Origin of the sequence: Achromobacter spanius (genome assembly GCF_029637605.1) — a bacterium.
GTDB lineage: Bacteria > Pseudomonadota > Gammaproteobacteria > Burkholderiales > Burkholderiaceae_B > Achromobacter > Achromobacter spanius_E.
On the sequence record NZ_CP121261.1, the window covers coordinates 3,388,907 to 3,409,941 of the forward strand.

A 21,035-nucleotide genomic window follows, 5' to 3' on the forward strand; every position below is an offset into this window, starting at 1 on the left:
ATGCCCATGCTGTCTCCGCGCTTTCTGGTGGCCACCGCCCTGCTGCTGTTGCTGGCCTTGGTACCGGTGTATGCGCACTGGCAGGACGAACCTTTTCTATTGGCGCTGTTCGGCCGCGTGCTGGTCTACGGCGTGGCCGCGCTGGCCCTGAATCTGCTGCTGGGCTTTGGCGGCATGGTCAGCTTCGGGCATGCGCTGTACCTGGGGCTGGGCGCGTATGCCGTGGGCGTGATGTCGCACTACGGCATCGAAAGCGGCTGGCTGCATCTGGCCGGGGCACTGGCTGCCTGCGCCGTGGTGGGCCTGGTCAGCGGCTACGTGGTGATGCGCACGTCCGGCATCGCCTTCATCATGATCACGCTGGCGTTCGCGCAGATGTTCTATTTTTTGGCGACGGGGCTGGACGGTTTTGGCGGCGACGACGGCATGTCGCTGTTTGCCGGCAGCGATTTCGGCGCGTTCCGGCTGGATACGCCGCTGGCGCTGTACTACTCGGCCTTTGGCGTGCTGCTGGCGGTGCTGGGCCTGATGCATCGGCTGATCCATGCGCCCTTCGGCATGGCCCTGCGCGGCTGCCAGGCGAACGAACGCCGCATGCGCGCGCTGGGCTTTCCCACCTTGCGCTACCGGCTCGCGGCCTACGTGATATCGGCCATGATCTGCGGCGTGGCCGGCGTGCTGCTGGCGAACCTGACCATGTATGTGTCGCCGTCCTACCTGGCCTGGACCACGTCGGGCGAGCTGATCGTGATGGTGGTGCTGGGCGGCATCGGCACGCTGTTTGGCCCCGTGGCCGGCGCGCTGGCGTTCCTGTTGCTTGAGGAAGGGTTGAAGCTGCTGACCGGGCACTGGATGCTGATCATGGGCTTGCTGATCGTGGGCGTTGTGCTGGTGTCGCGGCGCGGCGTGTACGGCAGCCTGCGCGACACGCCCTGGCGTGGCCGCAACGCGGCGCGGCGGCAACGCCCGGACGAGGCGCAAGGAAAAGCGGTGGGAAAGGACGTGAAAAGCGCACTGGGAGAAACGCCATGACCGCGCTGCGTGTCGAGAACCTGGTGAAACGCTATGGCGGCCTGACAGTTACCGATGACTTGTCGCTGGACGTGCACGCGGGCGAACTGCACGCCGTGATCGGGCCGAACGGCGCGGGCAAGACCACGCTGATCGGCCAGCTTAGCGGCGAACTGCGGCCCGACAGCGGACGTGTCCTGCTGAATGGCCGCGACATTACCCGCATGCCCGTGAACACACGCGTGCGCCACGGGCTGGCGCGTTCCTACCAGATCACCTCTGTTTTCAAGCCCTTCACCGCCCTGGAAAACGTGGTGATGGCGGTGCAGGCGCGGCGCGGCCACAGCTTCCGGTTCTGGAAACCCGTGCTGTCGACCACCGCCCTGACCGACCCGGCCCTTGAGGCGCTGGCGTTGACGGGCTTGTCAGCCCGCGCCGATACGCCCGCGGGCGAACTCGCGCACGGCGAACTACGGCAGTTGGAACTGGCGATGGTGCTGGCTTGCCAGCCGTCGCTGCTGTTGCTGGACGAGCCGATGGCGGGCATGAGCCAGCACGAATCCGAGGCCATGACGCGCCTGCTCTTGCAACTGCGTGGGCGCTACACGATCTTGCTTGTCGAGCACGACATGCAGGCCGTGTTCGCGCTGTCCGACCGCATTACGGTGCTGGTGTATGGCAGCGCGCTGGCCTGCGGCACGGCGGACCAGATTCGCAATAATCCACAGGTGCGCGAATGCTATCTGGGCAGCGAACGCGCCAGCGCGCGCGGCAAGCTTGGGAAGGCAAAACAAGGGGAAGCCGCATGAGCGCGCTGCTATCGCTGCGTGGCGTGACCGCGCACTATGGCGCCAGCCAGGCGCTGTTTGGCATCGACCTGGATATCGGGCCGGGCGAATTCGTGACCTTGCTGGGCCGCAACGGCATGGGCAAGTCCACCACCGTGAAGACGGTGATGGGGCTGGCCCGCGCCACGCAGGGCAGTGTCGTGTTCGACGGCCAGGACATCAGCCGACTGCCGTCGTACAAGGTAGCGCAATGCGGCATCGGGCTGGTGCCGGAAGGCCGGCACATCTTCCCCAACCTGTCGGTGCGTGAAAACCTGGTGGCCACCGCGCACAACCGCCAGGGCTTGTCGGAACCGTGGACGCTGGACCGCGTGTACGCGCTGTTTCCGCGCTTGTCCGAACGCGCGCGCCATCTGGGCAGCCATCTATCGGGCGGTGAACAGCAGATGCTGGCGATTGGGCGCGCGTTGCTGACCAACCCGCGCCTGCTGATTCTGGATGAAGCCACGGAAGGCCTGGCGCCGGTGGTGCGTGAAGAAATCTGGGCGGCGCTGGACAGCCTGAAAGCAACCGGGCTGGCGGTGCTGTGCATCGACAAGAACCTGGAACCGCTGCTTGCCACGGCCGACCATCACGCCATTGTCGAAAAGGGGCGCGTGGCGTGGACGGGTTCGTCGCAAGCCTTCCTGGACGACGAGCCGCGCCTGTTGCAGTACCTGGGCGTCTAAGCGCGGCGCGCGGGCAGCGTCACGCGCAAGCGCTGGCTCCAGCCCTGCATCTCGTTCCACAATGCCGGCGGCACGGGGATGCCATCGCGCAAGCGCTCGGCCTGGGCCTCGGCTTCGGGGTCGCCCGGCATGCGGGGAGCGCCGGGCGCTTGCGACAATTCCCCCGCCATCGCCGCCACCACGCTCGCTAGCGCGGCACCACCCGCAAAGCGCTGCGGATCCATCACGATGAAGAACGCGCCCAATTCACGCGGGCGATCCAGCGCGTCGTACATGGGGGAAATGTGCGGACCAAAGGGATTGCCGTTCAAGGGGCCGCACAGCAGCTCAATCATCATGGCCAGCCCGTAGCCCTTGTAGCCATATTCTTCTCCGCCCAAGGGTCGTAACGCGCGCACCGCGTCGGCGTCCGTGCAATCACGGCCTTGAGCGTCCAATGCGACGCCTGGCGGCAGGGCCACGCCGTCGCGACGGGCGTTCATGACGCGGTTCCACGGAATGGCGGTGGTGGCCATGTCCAGGCATAGCGGCTCGCCGTCCGCGCGCGGGAACGCCATCGAAATGGGGTTGGTGCCGAAGAAGGCTTGATGGCCGCCGTGGGGCGCGGCAATGGAATCCGAATGCGTGTAGGCAATGCCGATCAGGCCTTGCCGGGCGGCCGCGCGGCTATACAGGCCCACCGCGCCGCAGTGCGAGGAATTGCTGACGCCGACAGCAGCGATGCCGGCTTCGCGCGCCAGTTCCATCGCCAGCGCGTTGGCGCGGTGCGCCACCACAATGCCCTGCCCTTGCCCCCCGTGCAATTGCGCCGTGCCTGGCCCGGTGCGTTCAATGCGGATGACCGGACGCGCCAGAATGGAGCCATGCGCCACGCGGTTCAAGTAATGCGGCAAGCGCGCGATGCCGTGCGAATCTATGCCCCATAGGCTGGTTTGCGCCAGGCTGCCCGCAAGGCTGCGCGCATCCTCCTCGTTGAAGTCTTGCGCGCGCAGGCAGGCGATGGCCCAGCGTTCCCATCCAACGACGTCCACTCGGCTATCAGCGGGCATGCCATGCACTCCTTGATTCGTGGTCGGGAAGCGTCAAGTTGGAACCCTTACGTTGGAACCCTCAAGTTGCTGCCTTCACCGCGGCCATCACACCGTGCTCGCGCAGGTTTTCCAGATGCGAGGCCAGCGCGGCGACGAAGTCGGGCTTTTTTCCCAGGTCGCCAAACACGGGTTTGAAGGCTGCCAGCACCATGGCGCGGCGGTGCGCCGCTTGCGAAGGGGCCGACGCCCGCGCGGCGACCTCGGCGCGCGACAGCAGCTTGGCCAAGCGCGCTGCCAGCGGGTCTTCGATGGCGTAACGCGCACCCAGCTCGTCTTCGCCGCGCAGATAGTGCAGCCACGCCGCCACGGCAAGCGTCAGGCGGTTGATGTCGTCGCCCGTGCGCAGGCGGTCGCGTAGGGTTTCAAGCAGCCGTTGCGGCACCTTCTGCGAGCCGTCCATGGCCACTTGCGAGCTCGGGTGCGGCAAAGCCGGGTTGGTGATACGGGCCAGGAAACGGTGGTGATATTCCTCCAGTCCGCTGGCCGGAATGCCCTTCAAGGTGGGTGCGATTTCCAGCCGCATCATGGCATCGACAAAATCACGCAAGGCCGGCGTCTGCGCCGACGCGCTGATGGTCCGATGCCCCAGCAAGGTGCCCAGGTAGGCAAGGGTGGAGTGCGGCCCGTTCACCATGCGCAGCTTCAGGCGTTCATAGGGTTCGGCGTTACGCACAAAGGTGGCGCCGCCTTGCGTTTCCCACGCCGGGCGACCGGCCGCGAATTTATCTTCGATCACCCAGTTCAGATAGGGCTCGCCCACCACGGGCCAGGCGTCCTGCACCCCCAGCCGCGTGGCGATGCGCGCCCGGTCGCCGTCGTCGGTGCCGGGCACGATGCGGTCCACCATGGAATTGGGAAAGGTGCAGTACGTATCGATCCAGGCGGTCAGCGCCACGTCCACGCGCAGGGCAAAGGCCAGCACCAGGCTGCGCAGCATGTCGCCGTTGCCCAGCAGGTTGTCGCAAGACAACAGCGTGACGGGCGGCAGGCCGCGCTCGCGACGCAGCGCCAACCCGTAGACCAGGATGCCGATGGTGCTGCGCGGGCGCTGCGGGTTTTCAATGTCATGAAGAATGTCCGGGTCATCCCAGCGCAAATAACCGGTGGCCGGTTCGTGGCTATAACCCTTTTCGGTCACGGTCAGGCTGACGATGCGGGTCTGCGGATACGCAATGCGCTCAAGCACGGCGTTGGGATCTTCCTCGGCCACCATCACTCGCAGCACAGAGCCCACCACGCGCAGTTGTTCGCGGGGCTGACCGTCGACGCCGCCCTCGCGCAGGGCCAGCGTGTACAGGCCGTCTTGCGGTGTCAGGGCGTCGCGCGTGGCGCGGCTGCGCAGCGACACGCCCAGGATGCCCCAGCTCATGTCGCCGCTGGCCTCGATGGCCAGGTCCGTCATCACCGCCTGATGCGCGCGATGAAATGCCCCCAGGCCCAAATGCACGATGCCGGGCGTGAGCCGGCTGCGGTCATAGGCCGGCTTTTCCACGTCTGCGGGCAGGCGCGGCAACGACTCCGAATTCAAACGTTCGAGCATGATTGACCCAGGGCGGAAGGCGCCATGCACCCGTCGGATGACCGGCCAGTCGGCGCGCGAATGAGGATATCTGTAGCGGCTGAATTCTTCGACACCAAGACGGTGACCAAATGCAACGCCGGCGTCCACCATCACCGGCCCCTTCATCACTGATGGCCGCTACATCACCGCGCCCAGTTGCCACGGCACGAATTCGTTCTGGCCATACCCGTGCTCTTCGCTGCGCGTGCGGCGGCCCGACGCCGTTTGCAGCATCAGCTGGAAAATGCGTTCGCCCATCTGCGCCACGCTTTGCGCGCCGTCCACCACTTCACCGCAATTGATGTCGATGTCGTCTGACTGGCGCTGCCACAAGGCGGTGTTGGTCGACAGCTTCAAGGACGGCGCGGGTGCGCAGCCATAGGCGGAACCTCGGCCGGTGGTGAAGCAGATCAGGTTGGCGCCGCCCGCCACCTGGCCGGTGGCGGACACGGGGTCGTAGCCCGGCGTGTCCATGAACACCAGGCCGCGCGTGCGCACGGGCTCGGCGTACTCGAACACGTCGGTCAGGTTGGTGGTGCCGCTCTTGGCAATGGCGCCCAAGGACTTTTCAAGAATGGTGGTCAGCCCGCCCGCCTTGTTGCCGGCCGATGGGTTGTTGTCCATTTCGGCGTCATTGCGGGCGCAGTAGTCTTCCCACCAGCGCACGCGCGCCAATAGTTTTTCGGCCACGGCGGGCGTTTGGGCGCGGCGCGTCAGCAGGTGTTCGCCGCCATAGATCTCGGGCGTTTCCGACAGGATCGCGGTGCCGCCATGACGCACCAGCAGATCCACCGCCGCACCCAGCGCCGGGTTGGCGCTGATGCCCGAATAACCGTCGGAACCGCCGCATTGCAGGCCCACCGTCAGATGGCTGGCCGGCACCGATTGGCGGCGTACCTGGTTGGCCTGGTCCAGCATGCGCTCGACCAGTTCAATGCCACGCGCCACGGTTTTGCGCGTGCCGCCCGTGTCCTGGATATTGAAGGTGTGCAAGAGGCCGCTTTCACGCAGGCCTTCTTGTTCCATCAAGCCGCCGATCTGGTTGGTTTCGCAGCCCAGGCCCACCACCATCAGCCCGCCAAAGTTGGCGTGGCGCGCATAGCCGCCCAGCGTGCGGCGCAGCACTTTCAGCGGCTCGCCCTCGCTGCCGGTGGCACAGCCCGCGCCATGCGTCAGCGCCACTACGCCGTCCACGTTCGGACAGGCGGCCAGCGCCTCGGGATGGATGTCGCGGCGGAAGTGGTCGGAGATGGCGCGCGCCACGGTGGCCGAACAGTTCACGCTGGTCAGGATGCCGATGTAGTTGCGCGTGGCGATTCGGCCATCGGGGCGCACGATGCCCTCGAAGGTGGCAGGCTGCGCCACGTAATCGGTGGGGTGCGCGCCCTGCCCCACCGCGTAGTCGCGCTCGAATTCAGAGAACTCCAGGTTGTGCGTGTGCACGTGCTGCCCGGCCGCGATGGCCTGCCGCGCCACGCCGATGATCTGGTTGTAGCGGCGCACCGGTTCGCCCTCGGCGATGGCGCGCACGGCCACCTTGTGACCAGGCGGCACCAGCCCCTGCACCGTCACGCCTTCGCCTTCCAGCCGCGTGCCGCTGACCAGTTGGCGCCGGGCGATCACCACGTTGTCCGCCGGGTGGATGCGGATGAACGCCATTTCGTTCTGGGACATGAGGACTCCGGAAAATAAAGGGTGCGGGCGGGGGTGCAGACGAGGCTTGGGCGCGATCAGCCGTCGATCAACGCCGGGTCCCAGGCATGCACGCGCTGGCGCTGTTCGCCCAGGCCCGCGATGCCCAGCTTGATCTCGTCGCCCGCCTTCAGATAAACGGGCGCGGGCTTTTGTCCCATGCCCACGCCGGGCGGCGTACCGGTGCTGATCAGGTCGCCGGGGTACAGCGTCATGAAGCGGCTGACGTACGCCACCAACTGCGCCACGCCGAACACCATGGTGCGCGTGCTGCCATTCTGGTAGCGCTTGCCGTTCACTTCCAGCCACATCTCCAGGTCTTGCGGATTGGGAATTTCGTCGGCGGTGGCCAACCACGGGCCAATGGGGCCGAAGGTGTCGCAGCCCTTGCCCTTGTCCCACGTGCCGCCGCGTTCAATCTGGTATTCGCGTTCGGACACGTCGTTCACCACGCAATAGCCGGCCACGTGCTTCATGGCGTCGGCCTCGCTGACGTAGCGCGCCTTTTCGCCGATGACCACGCCCAGTTCAACTTCCCAATCGGTCTTGATGGAATCCTGCGGCAACACGACGGGGTCATTGGGGCCCACCACCGCTGAGGTCGGCTTCATGAAGATGACGGGTTCGGCCGGCACGGGCAGGCCCGATTCGGCGGCGTGGTCGGCGTAGTTCAACCCAATGCAGATGAACTTGCCCATGCCGCTCCACGGCGGCGCCACGCGCCCCGGGTTCGCCACCAGCGGCAGCGTGGATGCATCCAGCGCGCGCAGTTCGGCCAGGCGCGCGGCGCTGAGCGTTTGCGCGGTGATGTCGGGCAGCACGGCAGACAGGTCGCGCACCTTGCCCTGCGAGTCGATCAGGCCAGGTTTCTCGGCGCCCTTGGCGCCATAGCGCATCAGTTTCATAACGGTTCCTTGTTGCGAAAGAGGAAAACAATCAGTTGGACCAGCCGCCGTCAATCACCTGGGCGGTGCCGGTGGTGAAGGCGGATTCATCGCTGGCAAGATACACCGCCAGCGCGGCGATTTCATCGGTGCGGCCGATGCGGCCCATGGGTTGGCGGGCGGTGAAGGCAGCTTCGACAACGGCTATCGTCTGCCCGCTGGCCACCGCCTGCGCTTCGATGCGCTGACGCAAGGACGGCGATTCAACGGTGCCTGGGCAGATGGCATTGCAGCGGATGCCTTGCGCCACGAAGTCCGCCGCCACCGACTTGGTCAGCCCGATCACGGCGGCCTTCGTCGCGCCATAAGCGCAGCGGTTGGGCGCGCCCTTGATGCTGCCCGCCACCGACGCCATGTTGACGATGGACCCCGCGCCGCGCGCCAGCATGCCAGGCAGGCAGGCGCGGATCAGCCGGTACATGGACCGCACGTTCAGGTTGAAGGAAAAGTCCCACGCGTCTTCGTCGCAGTCCAGGATGGTGCCGGCGTGGACAAAGCCCGCGCCGTTGAACAGCACATTCACCGGCCCCGCGCCTTCCACCAGCGCGGTGATGGCGCGGCCATCGGTCACGTCCAGCACTTGCGTGCGGCAGCCGGACAGCGTCAGCAGCGCCTCGGCATTGATGTCCACGGCCAGCACGTCGGCGCCTTCGCGCGCGAATGCCTCGGCCACGGCGCGGCCGATGCCCTGGCCGGCGGCGGTCACGATGGCGGTCTTGCCTTGCAGTCTTTGCGACATGAATGCGTGCTCCTTATTTGCCGGCCATGCCCATGGCGGTGGGCAGCCACAGCGTGATCTGCGGGATGTAGGTAATGGCGATCAGCGCCGCGAACAGCGGCAGCAGCCACGGCAGGATAGCCATGGTGGTGCGCTCGACCGACAAGCGCGACACCCTCGCCAACACGAACAGCACCATGCCCATGGGTGGATGCAGCAGCCCGATCATCAGGTTCAAGACCATGATCAAGCCGAAGTGAACCGGGTCGATGCCCAGTTGCAGCACGATGGGCAGCAGGATGGGAACCAGGATCGTGATGGCGGCAATGGTGTCGATGAAGCAACCCACGATCAGGATCAGCACGTTGGCCATCAACAGGAACACCCACTTGTTCTGCGTCACGCTCAGGATGGCGTCGGTCAGCGCCTGCGCGGCCTGCGTCGTGGTCAGCAGCCAGGCAAAGACCGATGCCGCCGTCACGATGAACAGCACGGATGCGGTGGTTTCGATGGTGTCGAATGAGGCCTTGGCCAAGGTCTTCAGCGTCATCGAGCGGTAGCGCACCAGGCCCAGGAACAGCGCCCAGATCACGGCGGCCACGGCGGCCTCGGTGGGGGTGAACCAGCCCAGCGTCATGCCGCCAATCAAGATCACCGGCGCCATCAAGGCCATGACGGCCGAAAAGTTGAAGCGCCAATCCAATAGCAGCAGCGCCGCGAAGGCGATGCCGGTGGCCAGGTTGGGCGATACGCCGGCCAGCGTCATCAACCAGATCAACAACGGAAACGCCAGCACGATCAGCACTTCCAGCCCTGCCCCGCCCAGGCGCCTCCAGTTGAACGCAACGTCGCCGCCCCAGTTATTGCGGCGCGCGTAATAGGCCACGGTCAACATCATCAACAAGGTCAGCACGACGCCCGGGATCAGGCCCGCCAGGAACAGCGAGCCGATCGACACGTTGGCCATCATGCCGTAGATGACGAAGGGCAAGGACGGCGGAATGATGGGGCCCAGCGTGGCGGATGCGGCGGTGACCCCGACCGCGAACTCCGTGTTGTAGCCATGGTCTTTCATGGCCTTGATTTCAATGGTGCCCAGGCCCGCCGCGTCGGCAATCGCGGTGCCCGACATGCCGGCGAACACCACCGAGCCGATGATGTTCACCTGACCCAGGCCGCCGCGCATCCAGCCCACCAGCGCCACCGCGAAGTTGTAGATGCGGCCGGTGATGCCGGCGATGTTCATCAGGTTGCCCGCCAGGATGAAGAACGGCACGGCCAGCAGCGGAAACGACTCTATGCCCGCGATCATGCGCTGCGCCACCACCACGTCGGGCACGCTGCCAGAAGCCAGAATGAACAGCAGCGACGCGCCCACCATGGACACCGCCACCGGCAGGCCCAGGATCATCAACAGCAGAAACGTTCCAATCAATATGCCCATGTCTTGCTCCTGGATAGGCAATGCGGGGTCATCAAGAATTGCGCCACGGCGAACACGTTCAATCCTGCGCGTCGTAGGCCGCGGGGTTTTCCAGGATGGAATAGCCTTGCCGCCAGTTGCGCGCCGACACTTGCAGCGACCGCAGGAACATCATGGCAAAGCCCGCCAGGGCCACCCAGTACACATAGGACTTGTTCCAGAACAGCGTGGTCATGGGCTCGTCGCCCACCAGCACGATGTAGCGGTACGTGAGCCACACCGCATAGCCAAAAAAGGCGGTGCGCAAGATATCGATCGCGGTAGCCAGCACGCGGCCCACCGGCTTGGGCAGGTAGCGGTAAAGGAAGTCCACCTGGATGTGGCGGCAGGTCCGCACGCACATGGCGGCGCCCAGAAACACCACGCCAATCAGGCAATACACCGCCAGTTCCTCGGTCCAGGCAAAGGAGTCGTTCAGTACATAGCGGGAGAAGAACTGCAGGAAGACCAGCAGGGACATCATCCAGAATATGGCCAGGCAGATCCAGTCTTCAGGCTGGTAGCTGGACAGGTCGACCTTGTGCTGGTCGGCCTCTTCGAAGCTGTGGACGATGTCGTCGACGCTGGTCTGGTGCGGGCCGGAGGACGGGCCGGCGTGGCTGGTAGACGGGTTGGCGTGGCTGGGGGTCGACACCGGACCCGGCCTATGGCTCACGGCCGCCATCGGCGCCGCTTTCGCGTTGGAGTGCATGACGTTCCCCTGATCGGATTTCGGTGGATCGGCGGGCCACAAGGGCCCGCCGGTTCCGTGGGCGGCTACGACGGACAGCGACCGTGTGCAGTTACCCCGTGCAGCGAACACACGCGGCTACTTCACCGCCTGGATCTTTTCCCAATCCGACTTCTGGTAGCCGTATTGCTCGAACGGCACCTTCTCCAACACGGTTTTGCGGAAGTCTTCAACATTGACTTCGGCCACGTTCAGCCCGCGCTTCTTGAACACATCCACCATTTTCTTTTCGCTCGCGGCGACCTCGGCCGAGGCCTTTTCCGCCGCCTGCTGGGCGACTTCGGCGAAGACCTTCTTGTCGGCATCAGACAAGCTCTTCCAGAGCTTGCCCGAGATGACCGTGTTCAGGTGGTCGACGATGTGGCCCGTCAGAATGATGTTCTTCTGCACCTCGTAGAACTTCTTCGCTTCGATGGTGGTCAGCGGGTTCTCCTGCGCTTCCACCGTGCCGTTCTGCAAGGCCAGGTAGACCTCGGCGAACGCAATCGGCGCGGTGTTGGCGCCACAGGCGCGCGGCATGGCCAGGTAGGCGGCCACGTCCGGCACCCGGATCTTCAAGCCTTTCATTTCCGCGCACTTGGTGAAGGCGCGGTTGGACGTGGTCTGGCGTGTGCCGTAGTACGTGGTGGCGACGATGTGGTTGCCGCTTTTCTGGTCGTAGCCTTGCGTCAGCTCTTTGTAGATGTCGCTCTTGGTGTAGGCGATCAGGTGCTCGGGGCTGCGGAAGGTGTAGGGATAGTAGGTGACGCCGATGCGCGGGAAGCTCTTGGCGGCGAAGCTGGACCCGGAAATGATCATGTCCACCGTGCCCAGGGTCAGCCCCTGGTTGATGTCGTTTTCCTTGCCCAACTGAGAGGCGGGATAGACATCGATGTGATAGCGGCCGTTGGTGCGTTTTTCGATTTCCTGCGCCGCCCACACCGACGAGGTATGGAAGGGTTCGGAAGTCTCGTACACATGCGCCCATTTCAACTTGGTTTGCGCCAGCGCGCTGCCACTGACGGCCAGCGCGACGGCGGCAAACAGCACTTTGATAGCGTTGCCTTTATTCATGTTGTCTCCTCTCTTTGAGGTGGCGGGCGCGGCGACTGTTGTTATGAGCCGGCCCGCTTTATGTTTCACATCGGAATTTCACCTACAGGTTGCACCTTCGTACTGCGACTACGGATCCCCGGTGGCGTCAGGACGCCGCCGGTTCTTTGCTATCGATGCGCATCGTTTCGGCCGCGCCCGGCCAACTGGCGGTCAAGCGGTCGAACGAGCAGGAAAGATGGTGATGCATGGCGACGCGCGCGGCGGCCTCGTCGCCCGCGGCAATGGCGCTGATGACGCGGCGGTGCTCGGTGATGGCGGCGGCCCAGCTATCGGGGTTTTCGAAGTAGTCGCCCAGCTTCACGGACAAGGGGTTGTGGCGTTCGTCGAATAGTTCGCCCACCACGCGCACCAGCACGGCGTTGCTGGCCATTTCGGCCACGCGCAAATGGAACAGCCGGTCGCCGCGTATGGGCACGCTGGCCGCGCGGGCTTCGTCTTCCATGGCGCCCACCGCTTCCAGCAGGCCATCCACCAGCGCGGGCGCCGGGTTGCGAGCCGCCTGCGCGGCAAGCTCGCCTTCGATCGTCCAGCGCGCGCGGATGGTTTCCAAGGGGCTTTCCGCCGTCAGGCTGGCGCGCGGCGCGCCCGACAGGCTTTGCACGTATACGCCCGACCCCATGCGCACTTCCACCCAGCCTTCCACTTCCAGCGCAATCAAGGCTTCACGCACCGACGGGCGAGACACGCCCAGCTTCAGCGCCAGGTCGCGTTCCGGCGGCAGGCGCGCGCCCACGGGGAATTCGCCCGCCTCGATCAGCAAGCGCAGTTGGTCGGCGATCTGGCGGTACAAGCGGCGCGGCTCGATGGTCTGGATCGGCATGGTGGCGATGGGGTTGCGGTGAAACGGCGATGCCTGGGCGATACCTTGGCGATACCCCGGGATCTTGTAATCCCGGAAAGGTAAAGTGGCCTTACCAATTGACCAGAATCCTGCGCCTGCGCGCGATGCGTCACAATTAGGGTTTGCCCATAGCCAAGCATCACGCCATGCGGGCAACCCACATCTGTTAAAAAGCGGCCACCTTCCGCCTTTCTAAGCGCTCATGACCTACGACCCGCAACACTCGCCCTTCAAAAGCTCCGGCGGCTTGCGCCGCATCCTGAATGCGCTGCGCTATTCGTGGCAAGGCCTGAAAGCGGCCGTCAAATATGAAGCCGCGTTCCGCCAGGAACTGGCGCTGGCCGTGCTGATGATTCCGGCGGCGTTCTTCCTGGGACGCACCACGGTCGAGGTATTTTTCCTGGTGGGCACGGTGGTGATGGTGTTGGCGGCCGAGCTGCTGAATTCCGCCATCGAAGCGCTGGCCGACGCCTTGTCGGTGGAACGCCACCCGCTCTTGGGGCGCGCCAAGGACCTGGGCAGCGCGGCCGTGATGCTGCTGCTGATCTTCGCCGGCGTCGTCTGGGTGGGCGTAGCCATCAGCCGATTCGTCATGCATTGACACGGCCGGCATCCCACGGGGGATGCGGCCGTATTTATACTGGGAGCCATGATGCCTAATTCGACGTCAGCACGCTCTGAACGCATCGTCATCGTTGGCGGTGGCGCGGGCGGCCTTGAACTGGCCGCCAAACTGGGCCGCATCCACGGCCGCCAGCACATCACGCTGGTGGACAGCCGGCCCTTCCACATCTGGAAACCGTCGCTGCACGAAGCGGCCGCGGGCACGCTGGATATCCACCAGGAAGGTTTGTCCTACCTGATGCTGGCCCACATGAACGGCTTTTCCTTCGCGCAAGGCAGCCTGGTCAGCGTAGACCGCGAACGCCGCCAGATCGTGGTGGACGCGGTGAACGATGCGCAGAGCCTGGAAGTGCTGCCGCGTCGCGAGCTGGGCTACGACACGCTGGTGCTGGCCCTGGGCAGCACGTCCAACTTTTTCAACACCCCCGGCGCGGCCGAACACGCCGTCACGCTGGACACCACCGAAAACGCCGAACAGTTCCGCCTGACCATGCTGAAAGCCATGGCGTTGGTGGACTTGGCCAAGGTGCGCGACCCGTCTGCCCGGCTGGACCTGGTGATTGTGGGCGGCGGCGCCACCGGCGTTGAACTGGCCGTGGAACTGACCGAAGCCAGCCACGTGGTCAGCGCCTACGGCTTGCCGAACTTCCGCGCCGAACGCGACCTGGCCATCACGCTGGTGGAAGGCGCGCCGCGAATTCTGTCGGCGTTGCCTGAAAAAATATCCGAAGCCGCCACCAACCGGCTGACCGAGCTGGGCATCGGCGTGGAAACGTCGTGCCGCGTGTCGGAAGTCACGGCCAATAGCGTCAAGACCGCCGACGGCCGGGAATTCCCCGCCCAGTTGTGCATGTGGGCGGCCGGCATCAAGGGTCCCGCTTTGCTGGCAAACCTGGACCTGCCGCTGAACAAGCTGGGCCAGTTGGAAGTCAACGAACGGCTGGAAACCCCCGACCCGCACATCCTGGCCCTGGGCGATTGCTGCGCGGCGCCCTGGCGCGACGGGCGCACCGTGCCCGCCCGCGCGCAGGCAGCCCACCAGCAGGCCGACTACCTGGCCAAGAAGCTCACGGCGCGCCTGCGCCGCACCGCTGAACCCACCGCGCCCTACGTCTACCAGGACCATGGCTCGCTGGTGTCGCTGGGCCAGGACGCTGGCGTGGGTAGCCTGATGGGCAAGCTGGCCGGACGGGGACTGTTCGTAAGCGGTACACTGGCGCGCTTGATGTATATGAGCCTGCACCTGATGCACCACAAAGCGGTGCTGGGCATCTCGCGCACCGCCTCCCTTGCCCTGGCCCGCCTGCTGATGCGGCGCACGCGCCCCCGGGTCAAACTGCACTGAACTCCCCATGAACTTCCTGCAAAAACTCGAACACGCCTGGACCACCAGCAACTCGCTTCTGCAAGTGGGCCTGGACCCCGACCCCCAACGCTTTCCGCGCGAATTGCAGGACAAGCCGGACGCCATCTTCCAGTTCTGCCGCGACATCGTCGACGCTACCGCGCCCTACGCTTGCAGCTTCAAGCCGCAGATCGCGTACTTCGCCGCGCACCGCGCCGAAGACCAGTTGGAAGCGCTGTGCCAGCACATCCGCGACAAGCACCCGGACCTGCCCATCGTGCTGGACGCCAAGCGCGGCGACATCGGCTCCACCGCCGAAAACTACGCCCGCGAAGCCTACGAGCGCTACCAGGCGCACGCGCTGACGGTCAGCCCCTACATGGGGCTGGATTCAGTCGAGCCCTATCTGGCGTGGCGTGACCGCGGCGTGATCGTGCTGTGCCGCACGTCCAACCCCGGCGGTTCGGATCTGCAATTCCTGAAGATGGATAACGGCGAACCGCTCTACCTGCACGTGGCAGGGCTGGTGGCCGATAAATGGAACGCCAACGGCCAATGCGGCTTGGTGGTGGGCGCCACGTTCCCGAATGAACTGGCGGCAGTGCGCCAACGCATCGGCGACGCCCTGCCCCTGCTGGTGCCGGGCATCGGCGCGCAAGGCGGCGACATTACCGCCACCGTCAACGCGGGCGCCAATGCCGCGCGCAGCGGCATGATGATCAACTCATCGCGCGCCATCATCTACGCCAGCGGCGGCGACGACTGGCGCGAAGCCGCCGGCCAGGCCGCGATGGGCCTGCGGGATGCCATCAACGCGGTGCGTTGATTGTCAGAGGATCAAAGCGGCGCGTTGATGTCCTTGGTCAACGCGCCGTATTGAATCAGGCCGGCTCGCCCAGGAATTCCAGCAAGCCGCGCAGCGCGAATTCCACGGCGGCCTGACGCACCTGCGTGCGGTCGCCGTTGAACACATGGGTGACGGCGCGGCTACTGATGCCGTCGTCCACCCGCATCGCAAAACCAAAACACACCATGCCCACCGGCTTGCCGGGCGTGGCCCCGCCCGGCCCGGCGATGCCGGTGGTGGATACCGCCATGTGCGCGGCGGGCGACACCAGCAACACGCCGTTGGCCATTTCCAGCGCCACGGGTTCGCTGACCGCGCCGAAGTGATGCAGCGCGTCGGGCGACACGTCCAGCTCGGTCACCTTGGCGTCGTTGCTGTAGGTGACGAAGCCACGTTCGAACCAGTCACTGGAACCCGCCACCGACGTCATCGCCCCGGCCAGGAGGCCGCCCGTGCACGATTCCGCCGTGCCCAACATCCAGCCCTTGCGCCGCATCGCATCGCCCAGCCGTTCGGCCAGGCCCACCAACGTGGCTTCCGACAACTGCGCCGCCGACAGATTCGAGCGGGTGACTGCTTGCTGTTCGTTCATCCCAAGACTCCTGTACGCACTACCAAAGCCATGACCAGCAAGGCGTAGCCGGCCGCAACGATATCGTCCCACATGACGCCAAAGCCACCTTTGACGTGGGCGTCAAAGAACTTGATGGGCGGCGGCTTGACGATGTCGAACGTGCGAAACAGCGCGAACGCCAGCAACTGCGACAACCAGCCGGCCGGCGTCAGCCAAAGCACCAGCCAGAACGCCACCATCTCGTCCCAGACCATTCCGACATGGTCGGACTGCCCAAGTTCACGGCCCACGCGATGGCAGGCCCAGCAACCGTACACAAAGGCCAGCGCCAGGAACACGCCGATCGCCATGTTGGATGCGGCCGGCGCGGCCGCCACCCAGATCCCCCAAGCAAGTAGCGTGCCCCAGGTACCCGATGCCGGTCGGATCAAGCCGCTGCCCAGGCCGAAGGCGATCAGGCGCCCGGGGTCGCGGCACACCCACGAAAGCGCGGGATACACGGCGCGCGAGCGTTCGCGCATGGAGGGAGATGGCTTGGAGGAAGAGGACATGGATCCTGGGCCGATGGGGAAAGGGGAATGGAAAGGGAAATGGGAAACGGCGAATGGAAAGTGGCGAAGCGCGAACCCGCCGATCAGGCGTCAGGGAAATGATCGAAGCCGCCCGGCAGGTCGGCCAGCGGCCGGCCCTGCCCGTCCAGCACTTGCAGCCCCGGTTGCGCCAGTGTCCGGCCCACGCGGGTGACCTGAGCGCTGGCCGCGCTGGCGGCGGCCTGGACGGCCTCGCGCTGCGCGGCCGGGGCGGTGAAACACAGTTGATAGACGTCGCCACCGCCCAGCACCGCGCGCCGGCGCGGCGCGTCGTCCAGCGCCGCCACGGCGGCGGCCACCGGCAAGCGGTCGACTTCCAGGCTTGCGCCCAGCCGGCTGGCGGCCAGGATGTGGCCCAGGTCTTGCAGCAGACCGTCAGACAAATCAACGGCGGCATGTGCGATACCGCGCAGCGCCATCCCCAGCGCCACCTGCGGCTGCGGCCATTCCAGCGCGGCGCGCGTGGCGGCCAGCAAGGCGTCGTTGGCGGGGTACTTGCCGTCCAGCAGGCGGTAGGCGACATCAGCCGCGCCCAGCTCGCCGGAGACCCAGATGTCGTCGCCCGCTTGTGCGGCGTCGCGGCGCAGCGCCTGGCCGGCGGGCACGGCGCCAAAGACCGTGACGCTGATCGCCAGGTCATGCGCGCTGCGCGTGGTGTCGCCGCCAATCAGCGGGCAGCCATGGGCCGCCGCCAGCGCATGGAAGCCTTCGGCGAAGGCGGCCAGCCAGGGTTCGTCAAGGCGCGGCAAGGCCAGGCCCAGCACGCAGCCGATCGGGCGCGCGCCCATGGCGGCCAGGTCGGACAGGTTCACGGCCAGCGACTTGTGGCCCAAGGCGCGGGGGTCTACGTCGGGAAAGAAATGGCGGCCTTCCAGCAGCAGGTCGGTGCTGGTGGCGACCTGCTCGCCCGCGGGCACGGGAAACAACGCGCAGTCGTCGCCCACGCCCAGCAAGCCGACGGGCGCGGTCCGGGTGAAATAGCGCGCGATCAATTCAAATTCGGACGCCACGGCAACTCCGAGAGGCCGGCACGCGGGCCGGCGGGAAAAACAAATACCAGATACACGAAAGGGTCAGGTGCAGACCACGCCTGGCGCACTGGAAAAGTGCGCGCAGGGCGGCATGCGCCTGACCCCTTCGCAAGACCCTTGGCCTGGACCGATGGCCCGAACCAATAGCCCGAATTCAGCGCCGCTGCTGCGCCGCGGCCTGGACCTCGTTGGCACGCACATCGGCGGCCAGCTTGTCGAGCACGCCGTTGACGAACTTGAAGCCGTCGGTGCCGCCAAACGACTTGGCCAGCTCAACGGCTTCGTTGATGGCAACCTTGTACGGCACTTCAACATGATGAATCAGTTCGAAGCTGCCGATCAGCAGGATGCCATGCTCAACGGGCGACAACTCGGCCAACGGGCGGTCGACGTAAGGCGTGAAACGCTCGCGCAGCGCGGGCGCTTCGCGCAGAACACCATGCAGCAAGGTCTTGAACCATTGCGCGTCGGCCTCGGAGAAATCCTCGGTGTCGCGCAGATGGGCGTCGATCTCGCCGGCGTCCTGCGTGCCCTCGCCCCCGCGCAGCAGCCACGCATAAACGCCTTGCAGCGCGAATTCGCGTGCACGGCGGCGTGCGCTGCGCGCGTTGGCGCGGGCTTGCGCCGCGCTATCAGCGCTTGTCGTCGTCTTCTTCGTCGTCAAAATCTTCGTCCTCGTCGTCTTCGTCTTCGTCTTCTTCCTCGGGTTCCAGCGCCGCAACCAGGTTGGCCATTTCAACGGCCACCTGGGCGCAATCGCGGCCCTTGCCGGCGGCGCGGGCTTGCGCCTGCTCGTCGGTGTCGACGGTCAACACGCCGTTTGCGACGGGGATGCCGGTTTCCAGGGAGATACGGGTGATTGCAGTGGCCGTTTCATTGCTGACCACTTCAAAGTGATAGGTCTCGCCACGAATGACGGCGCCCAGCGCGATCAGTGCGTCGAATTCAAACGTTTCGGCCATGTGGGACAGGGCCACGCCCAGTTCCAGGGCGCCCGGGACGGTGGTGACCATCACGTCGCGTTCGTCCACGCCCAGCTCGGCCAGTTCCTTCAGGCACGCTTCGAGTTCGGCCTGACCGATTTCTTCGTTGAAGCGGGCGCGTACGATGCCGATGTGCAGCCCTTCGCCGTTCAGGTCGGGGGTAAGGATGTAAGGGTTCATGTGTCGGCCTTAAGTGTTGCGGGAGTATTCTGCGGGTCGCAATCGTAACCCGTAATGGTCAGGGAAAAGCCCGCCATGCTGGGCATCTTGCGCGGCCGGGCCAGGAGCCTCATCTGGCCCACATTCAGGTCGCGCAGAATCTGTGCGCCGATGCCATAAGTACGCAAGCCGAAACGGTCGGTGCTGGCGGCGGCGTCGGCCTGCGCCTTCGGGTCATTCCAGCCGGCAATCTGGCCAAACAGGTGTTCGGTGGAAGACTGGCAATTCATCAGCACCAGCACGCCAGCGGGCGCGGCGGCAATGGCCTCCAGGGCCTTCGCCACGCCCCAGCTATGCGGGCTGGCGCCGGTGTCCAGCACGTCCAGCACGGAAGCCGGTTCATGCACGCGCACCAGCGTTTCGACGTCGGGGGAAACGTTACCATGCACCAGCGCCAAGTGGGCGGAGCCAGTCGCGGCGTCTTCGTAGGCCACGGCCTCGAATGTGCCCCAGGCTGTCTGCATGGGCCGCTTGCCCACGCGTTTGACGATGGATTCGTGTTCGCTGCGGTATTGGATCAGGTCGGCGATGGTGCCGATCTTCAGGTTGTGCTGGCGGGCGAATTCCACCAGGTCCGGCAAGCGGGCCATGGTGCCGTCGGGCTTCAGGATTTCGCAGATGACGGCGGCGGGCGTCAGGCCGGCCATGGCGGTCAGGTCGCAACCGGCTTCGGTATGGCCGGCACGCACCAGCACGCCACCGGGCACCGCGCGCACCGGGAAGATGTGGCCGGGCTGGACCAGGTCGGCCGGCTTGGCGTCGCGCGCCACCGCCACCTGGATGGTGCGGGCGCGGTCGGCGGCCGAAATACCGGTTTCGACGCCTTCGGCGGCTTCGATCGACTGCGTGAAGTTGGTGCCGTAGCGCGTGCCGTTGCGAGCCGCCATCATGGGCAGCTCCAACTGGCGGCAGCGTTCTTCGGTCAGGGTCAGGCAGACCAGGCCGCGGCCGTGGGTCACCATGAAGTTGATGGCTTCGGGCGTGACGAATTCGGCGGCCATGACAAGGTCGCCCTCGTTTTCACGGTCTTCTTCGTCAACCAAAATGACGATACGGCCGGCGCGCAGCTCGGCGATGATCTCGGCTACCGAAGCGATACCGAAGGATTCCGGCTCGGAGCCGGGCAAAGAGGACAACTGGACGGACATGGCGGGCACGCAAACCAGGCGGGAAAGCCCGGATTTTACCGCCCCTCGGCCCATATCCCCTATCGGCCCGCAAGAAGCCCGTCCGGCGGGGGGCATACGGTTAAACTTTCGCCCGGAGATCCCCCTTAAAACTCGAAGGAAAAACCTCATGCAAGCCCTTGCGGCCATGCCTTTGACCGTGGCGGCGGCGGTTCGCGTCGTCCTGACCGATATCGACGACACGCTGACCACCGAAGGCCGTCTGCCGGCCGACGCCTACGCCGCGCTGGAGCGCCTGGAAGCCGCCGGCATCCAGGTCGTGCCCATTACCGGCCGCCCGGCCGGCTGGTGCGACCATATCGCCCGCATGTGGCCGGTGCGCGCCGTGGTGGGGGAAAACGGCGCGTTCTACTACGCCTATGACCGCCAGGCCCGCCGCATGACCACGCATTACTGGACGGACGCCGCCTCGCGTCAGGCCAGCCGCAAGCGCCTGGACGCCATCCGCGACCGCGTGCTGGCCGAAGTGCCCGGGTGCGCGGTTGCCAGCGACCAGGACTACCGCGTGGCCGACCTGGCCATCGACTTCTGCGAAGACGTGCCCGCCCTGCCGGACGAGGCTGTCACGAAGATAGTGCAGATCTTCCACGACGCCGGCGCACAGGCAAAAGTCAGCTCCATCCACGTCAACGGCTGGTTTGGCGACTACGACAAGCTGACCATGACGCGCACGATGTTCCAGCGCGAATTCGGCCAGGACGTGGCGGATGCGCTGGACAGCACGCTCTTCATCGGCGATTCGCCCAACGACGAGCCGATGTTCGCGTACTTTCCGATTTCGGTCGGCGTGGCGAACATCCAGGCGCAATTGCACCGTTTGACGGATCGCCCCGCTTTCGTGGCGGCCTTCCACGGCGGCGCGGGCTTTGTTGAAATGGCCGATCGACTGCTGGCGGCGCGGCAATCACCGCAACCATCGCAGCCAACTCCGGCCCAACCGGCCTAAGGTCAGA

The 21,035-nt window shown here is 65.7% G+C and carries 22 protein-coding genes; 7 read left to right on the top strand and 15 right to left on the bottom strand.

The genetic code is table 11. The features are described from left to right. From P8T11_RS15090 to P8T11_RS15100, 3 genes are read left to right on the top strand one after another with little or no spacing between them, the layout of a single operon-like run. The gene (locus P8T11_RS15090; RefSeq protein WP_268081185.1) at positions 1-1,032 is read left to right on the top strand and encodes a branched-chain amino acid ABC transporter permease; all 1,032 of its coding nucleotides are present in this window, start codon (positions 1-3) and stop codon (positions 1,030-1,032) included. Then, a complete protein-coding gene (locus P8T11_RS15095; protein ID WP_268081184.1) occupies positions 1,029-1,820 on the top strand; it encodes an ABC transporter ATP-binding protein in 792 nt (263 codons plus the stop codon). Before P8T11_RS15090 ends, P8T11_RS15095 begins: the two co-directional genes overlap by 4 nt. Then, on the top strand, positions 1,817-2,527 hold the full coding sequence (locus tag P8T11_RS15100; RefSeq protein WP_268081183.1) for an ABC transporter ATP-binding protein: 711 nt from the start codon (positions 1,817-1,819) through the stop codon (positions 2,525-2,527). Before P8T11_RS15095 ends, P8T11_RS15100 begins: the two co-directional genes overlap by 4 nt. Here P8T11_RS15100 and P8T11_RS15105 read toward each other — a convergent pair. The 9 genes from P8T11_RS15105 to P8T11_RS15145 all read right to left on the bottom strand — a co-directional run bounded on the left by P8T11_RS15105 (position 2,524) and on the right by P8T11_RS15145 (position 12,661). Then, entirely contained in the window at positions 2,524-3,576 is a 1,053-nt protein-coding gene (locus tag P8T11_RS15105; protein WP_268081182.1) for an Ldh family oxidoreductase, read from the bottom strand. The two genes, P8T11_RS15100 and P8T11_RS15105, sit on opposite strands and share 4 nt — an antisense overlap. A 61-nt stretch (positions 3,577-3,637) precedes the next feature. Continuing rightward, positions 3,638-5,158, bottom strand: a complete 1,521-nt coding sequence (locus P8T11_RS15110) for a mannitol dehydrogenase family protein (RefSeq protein ID WP_268081181.1) — start codon at positions 5,156-5,158, stop codon at positions 3,638-3,640. Between the two features lie 159 nt (positions 5,159-5,317). Beyond that, on the bottom strand, positions 5,318-6,853 hold the full coding sequence (locus P8T11_RS15115; protein WP_268081180.1) for a UxaA family hydrolase: 1,536 nt from the start codon (positions 6,851-6,853) through the stop codon (positions 5,318-5,320). A 56-nt stretch (positions 6,854-6,909) separates the two neighbouring features. Then, positions 6,910-7,776, bottom strand: coding sequence for a fumarylacetoacetate hydrolase family protein (locus tag P8T11_RS15120; protein ID WP_268081179.1), 867 nt, complete (start codon positions 7,774-7,776; stop codon positions 6,910-6,912). 31 nt (positions 7,777-7,807) lie between these two features. Continuing rightward, positions 7,808-8,554: an SDR family oxidoreductase gene (locus tag P8T11_RS15125; protein WP_268081178.1), complete on the bottom strand. Its 747-nt coding sequence runs from the start codon at positions 8,552-8,554 to the stop codon at positions 7,808-7,810. A 13-nt stretch (positions 8,555-8,567) separates the two neighbouring features. Continuing rightward, positions 8,568-9,977, bottom strand: a complete 1,410-nt coding sequence (locus P8T11_RS15130; protein WP_268081177.1) for a TRAP transporter large permease — start codon at positions 9,975-9,977, stop codon at positions 8,568-8,570. A 58-nt stretch (positions 9,978-10,035) separates the two neighbouring features. Continuing rightward, entirely contained in the window at positions 10,036-10,707 is a 672-nt protein-coding gene (locus P8T11_RS15135) for a TRAP transporter small permease (RefSeq protein WP_268081176.1), read from the bottom strand. A 117-nt stretch (positions 10,708-10,824) separates the two neighbouring features. Then, entirely contained in the window at positions 10,825-11,799 is a 975-nt protein-coding gene (locus P8T11_RS15140) for a sialic acid TRAP transporter substrate-binding protein SiaP (RefSeq protein ID WP_268081175.1), read from the bottom strand. A gap of 127 nt (positions 11,800-11,926) precedes the next feature. Further along, positions 11,927-12,661 (bottom strand): FadR/GntR family transcriptional regulator, encoded by a 735-nt coding sequence (locus tag P8T11_RS15145; protein ID WP_268081174.1) that lies wholly within the window; start codon positions 12,659-12,661, stop codon positions 11,927-11,929. Between the two features lie 223 nt (positions 12,662-12,884). Here P8T11_RS15145 and P8T11_RS15150 point away from each other — a divergent pair, with 223 nt between their 5' ends. The 3 genes from P8T11_RS15150 to pyrF are packed head-to-tail and all read left to right on the top strand — an operon-like array spanning position 12,885 to position 15,477. Next, entirely contained in the window at positions 12,885-13,283 is a 399-nt protein-coding gene (locus tag P8T11_RS15150; protein WP_050449565.1) for a diacylglycerol kinase, read from the top strand. Positions 13,284-13,331: 48 nt separating this feature from the next. After that, positions 13,332-14,651 (top strand): NAD(P)/FAD-dependent oxidoreductase, encoded by a 1,320-nt coding sequence (locus P8T11_RS15155; protein ID WP_268081173.1) that lies wholly within the window; start codon positions 13,332-13,334, stop codon positions 14,649-14,651. A 7-nt stretch (positions 14,652-14,658) separates the two neighbouring features. After that, positions 14,659-15,477 carry an orotidine-5'-phosphate decarboxylase gene (pyrF, locus tag P8T11_RS15160; RefSeq protein WP_050449563.1) on the top strand — a complete coding sequence of 273 codons (819 nt, stop codon included), beginning with the start codon at positions 14,659-14,661 and terminating at the stop codon, positions 15,475-15,477. A gap of 55 nt (positions 15,478-15,532) precedes the next feature. On the opposite strand, the gene P8T11_RS15165 is transcribed toward pyrF, so the two are convergent. The 6 genes from P8T11_RS15165 to ribBA all read right to left on the bottom strand — a co-directional run bounded on the left by P8T11_RS15165 (position 15,533) and on the right by ribBA (position 20,043). Next, positions 15,533-16,090, bottom strand: coding sequence for a CinA family protein (locus tag P8T11_RS15165; RefSeq protein ID WP_268081172.1), 558 nt, complete (start codon positions 16,088-16,090; stop codon positions 15,533-15,535). Continuing rightward, entirely contained in the window at positions 16,087-16,593 is a 507-nt protein-coding gene (locus P8T11_RS15170) for a phosphatidylglycerophosphatase A family protein (protein WP_268082348.1), read from the bottom strand. The genes P8T11_RS15165 and P8T11_RS15170 overlap by 4 nt, the downstream gene beginning before the upstream one ends. Before the next feature lie 113 nt (positions 16,594-16,706). After that, a complete protein-coding gene (gene thiL, locus P8T11_RS15175) occupies positions 16,707-17,672 on the bottom strand; it encodes a thiamine-phosphate kinase (protein WP_268081171.1) in 966 nt (321 codons plus the stop codon). A gap of 175 nt (positions 17,673-17,847) precedes the next feature. Next, the gene (gene nusB / locus P8T11_RS15180) at positions 17,848-18,357 is read right to left on the bottom strand and encodes a transcription antitermination factor NusB (RefSeq protein WP_006227614.1); all 510 of its coding nucleotides are present in this window, start codon (positions 18,355-18,357) and stop codon (positions 17,848-17,850) included. Next, positions 18,326-18,856, bottom strand: coding sequence for a 6,7-dimethyl-8-ribityllumazine synthase (gene ribH, locus P8T11_RS15185; RefSeq protein WP_268081170.1), 531 nt, complete (start codon positions 18,854-18,856; stop codon positions 18,326-18,328). The genes nusB and ribH overlap by 32 nt, the downstream gene beginning before the upstream one ends. Next, positions 18,853-20,043, bottom strand: coding sequence for a bifunctional 3,4-dihydroxy-2-butanone-4-phosphate synthase/GTP cyclohydrolase II (gene ribBA, locus P8T11_RS15190; RefSeq protein WP_268081169.1), 1,191 nt, complete (start codon positions 20,041-20,043; stop codon positions 18,853-18,855). The genes ribH and ribBA overlap by 4 nt, the downstream gene beginning before the upstream one ends. 148 nt (positions 20,044-20,191) lie before the next feature. Between ribBA and P8T11_RS15195 the strand changes: the two genes are divergently transcribed. After that, positions 20,192-21,028: an HAD-IIB family hydrolase gene (locus P8T11_RS15195; RefSeq protein WP_268081168.1), complete on the top strand. Its 837-nt coding sequence runs from the start codon at positions 20,192-20,194 to the stop codon at positions 21,026-21,028. The last annotated feature ends 7 nt before the right edge of the window (positions 21,029-21,035 follow it).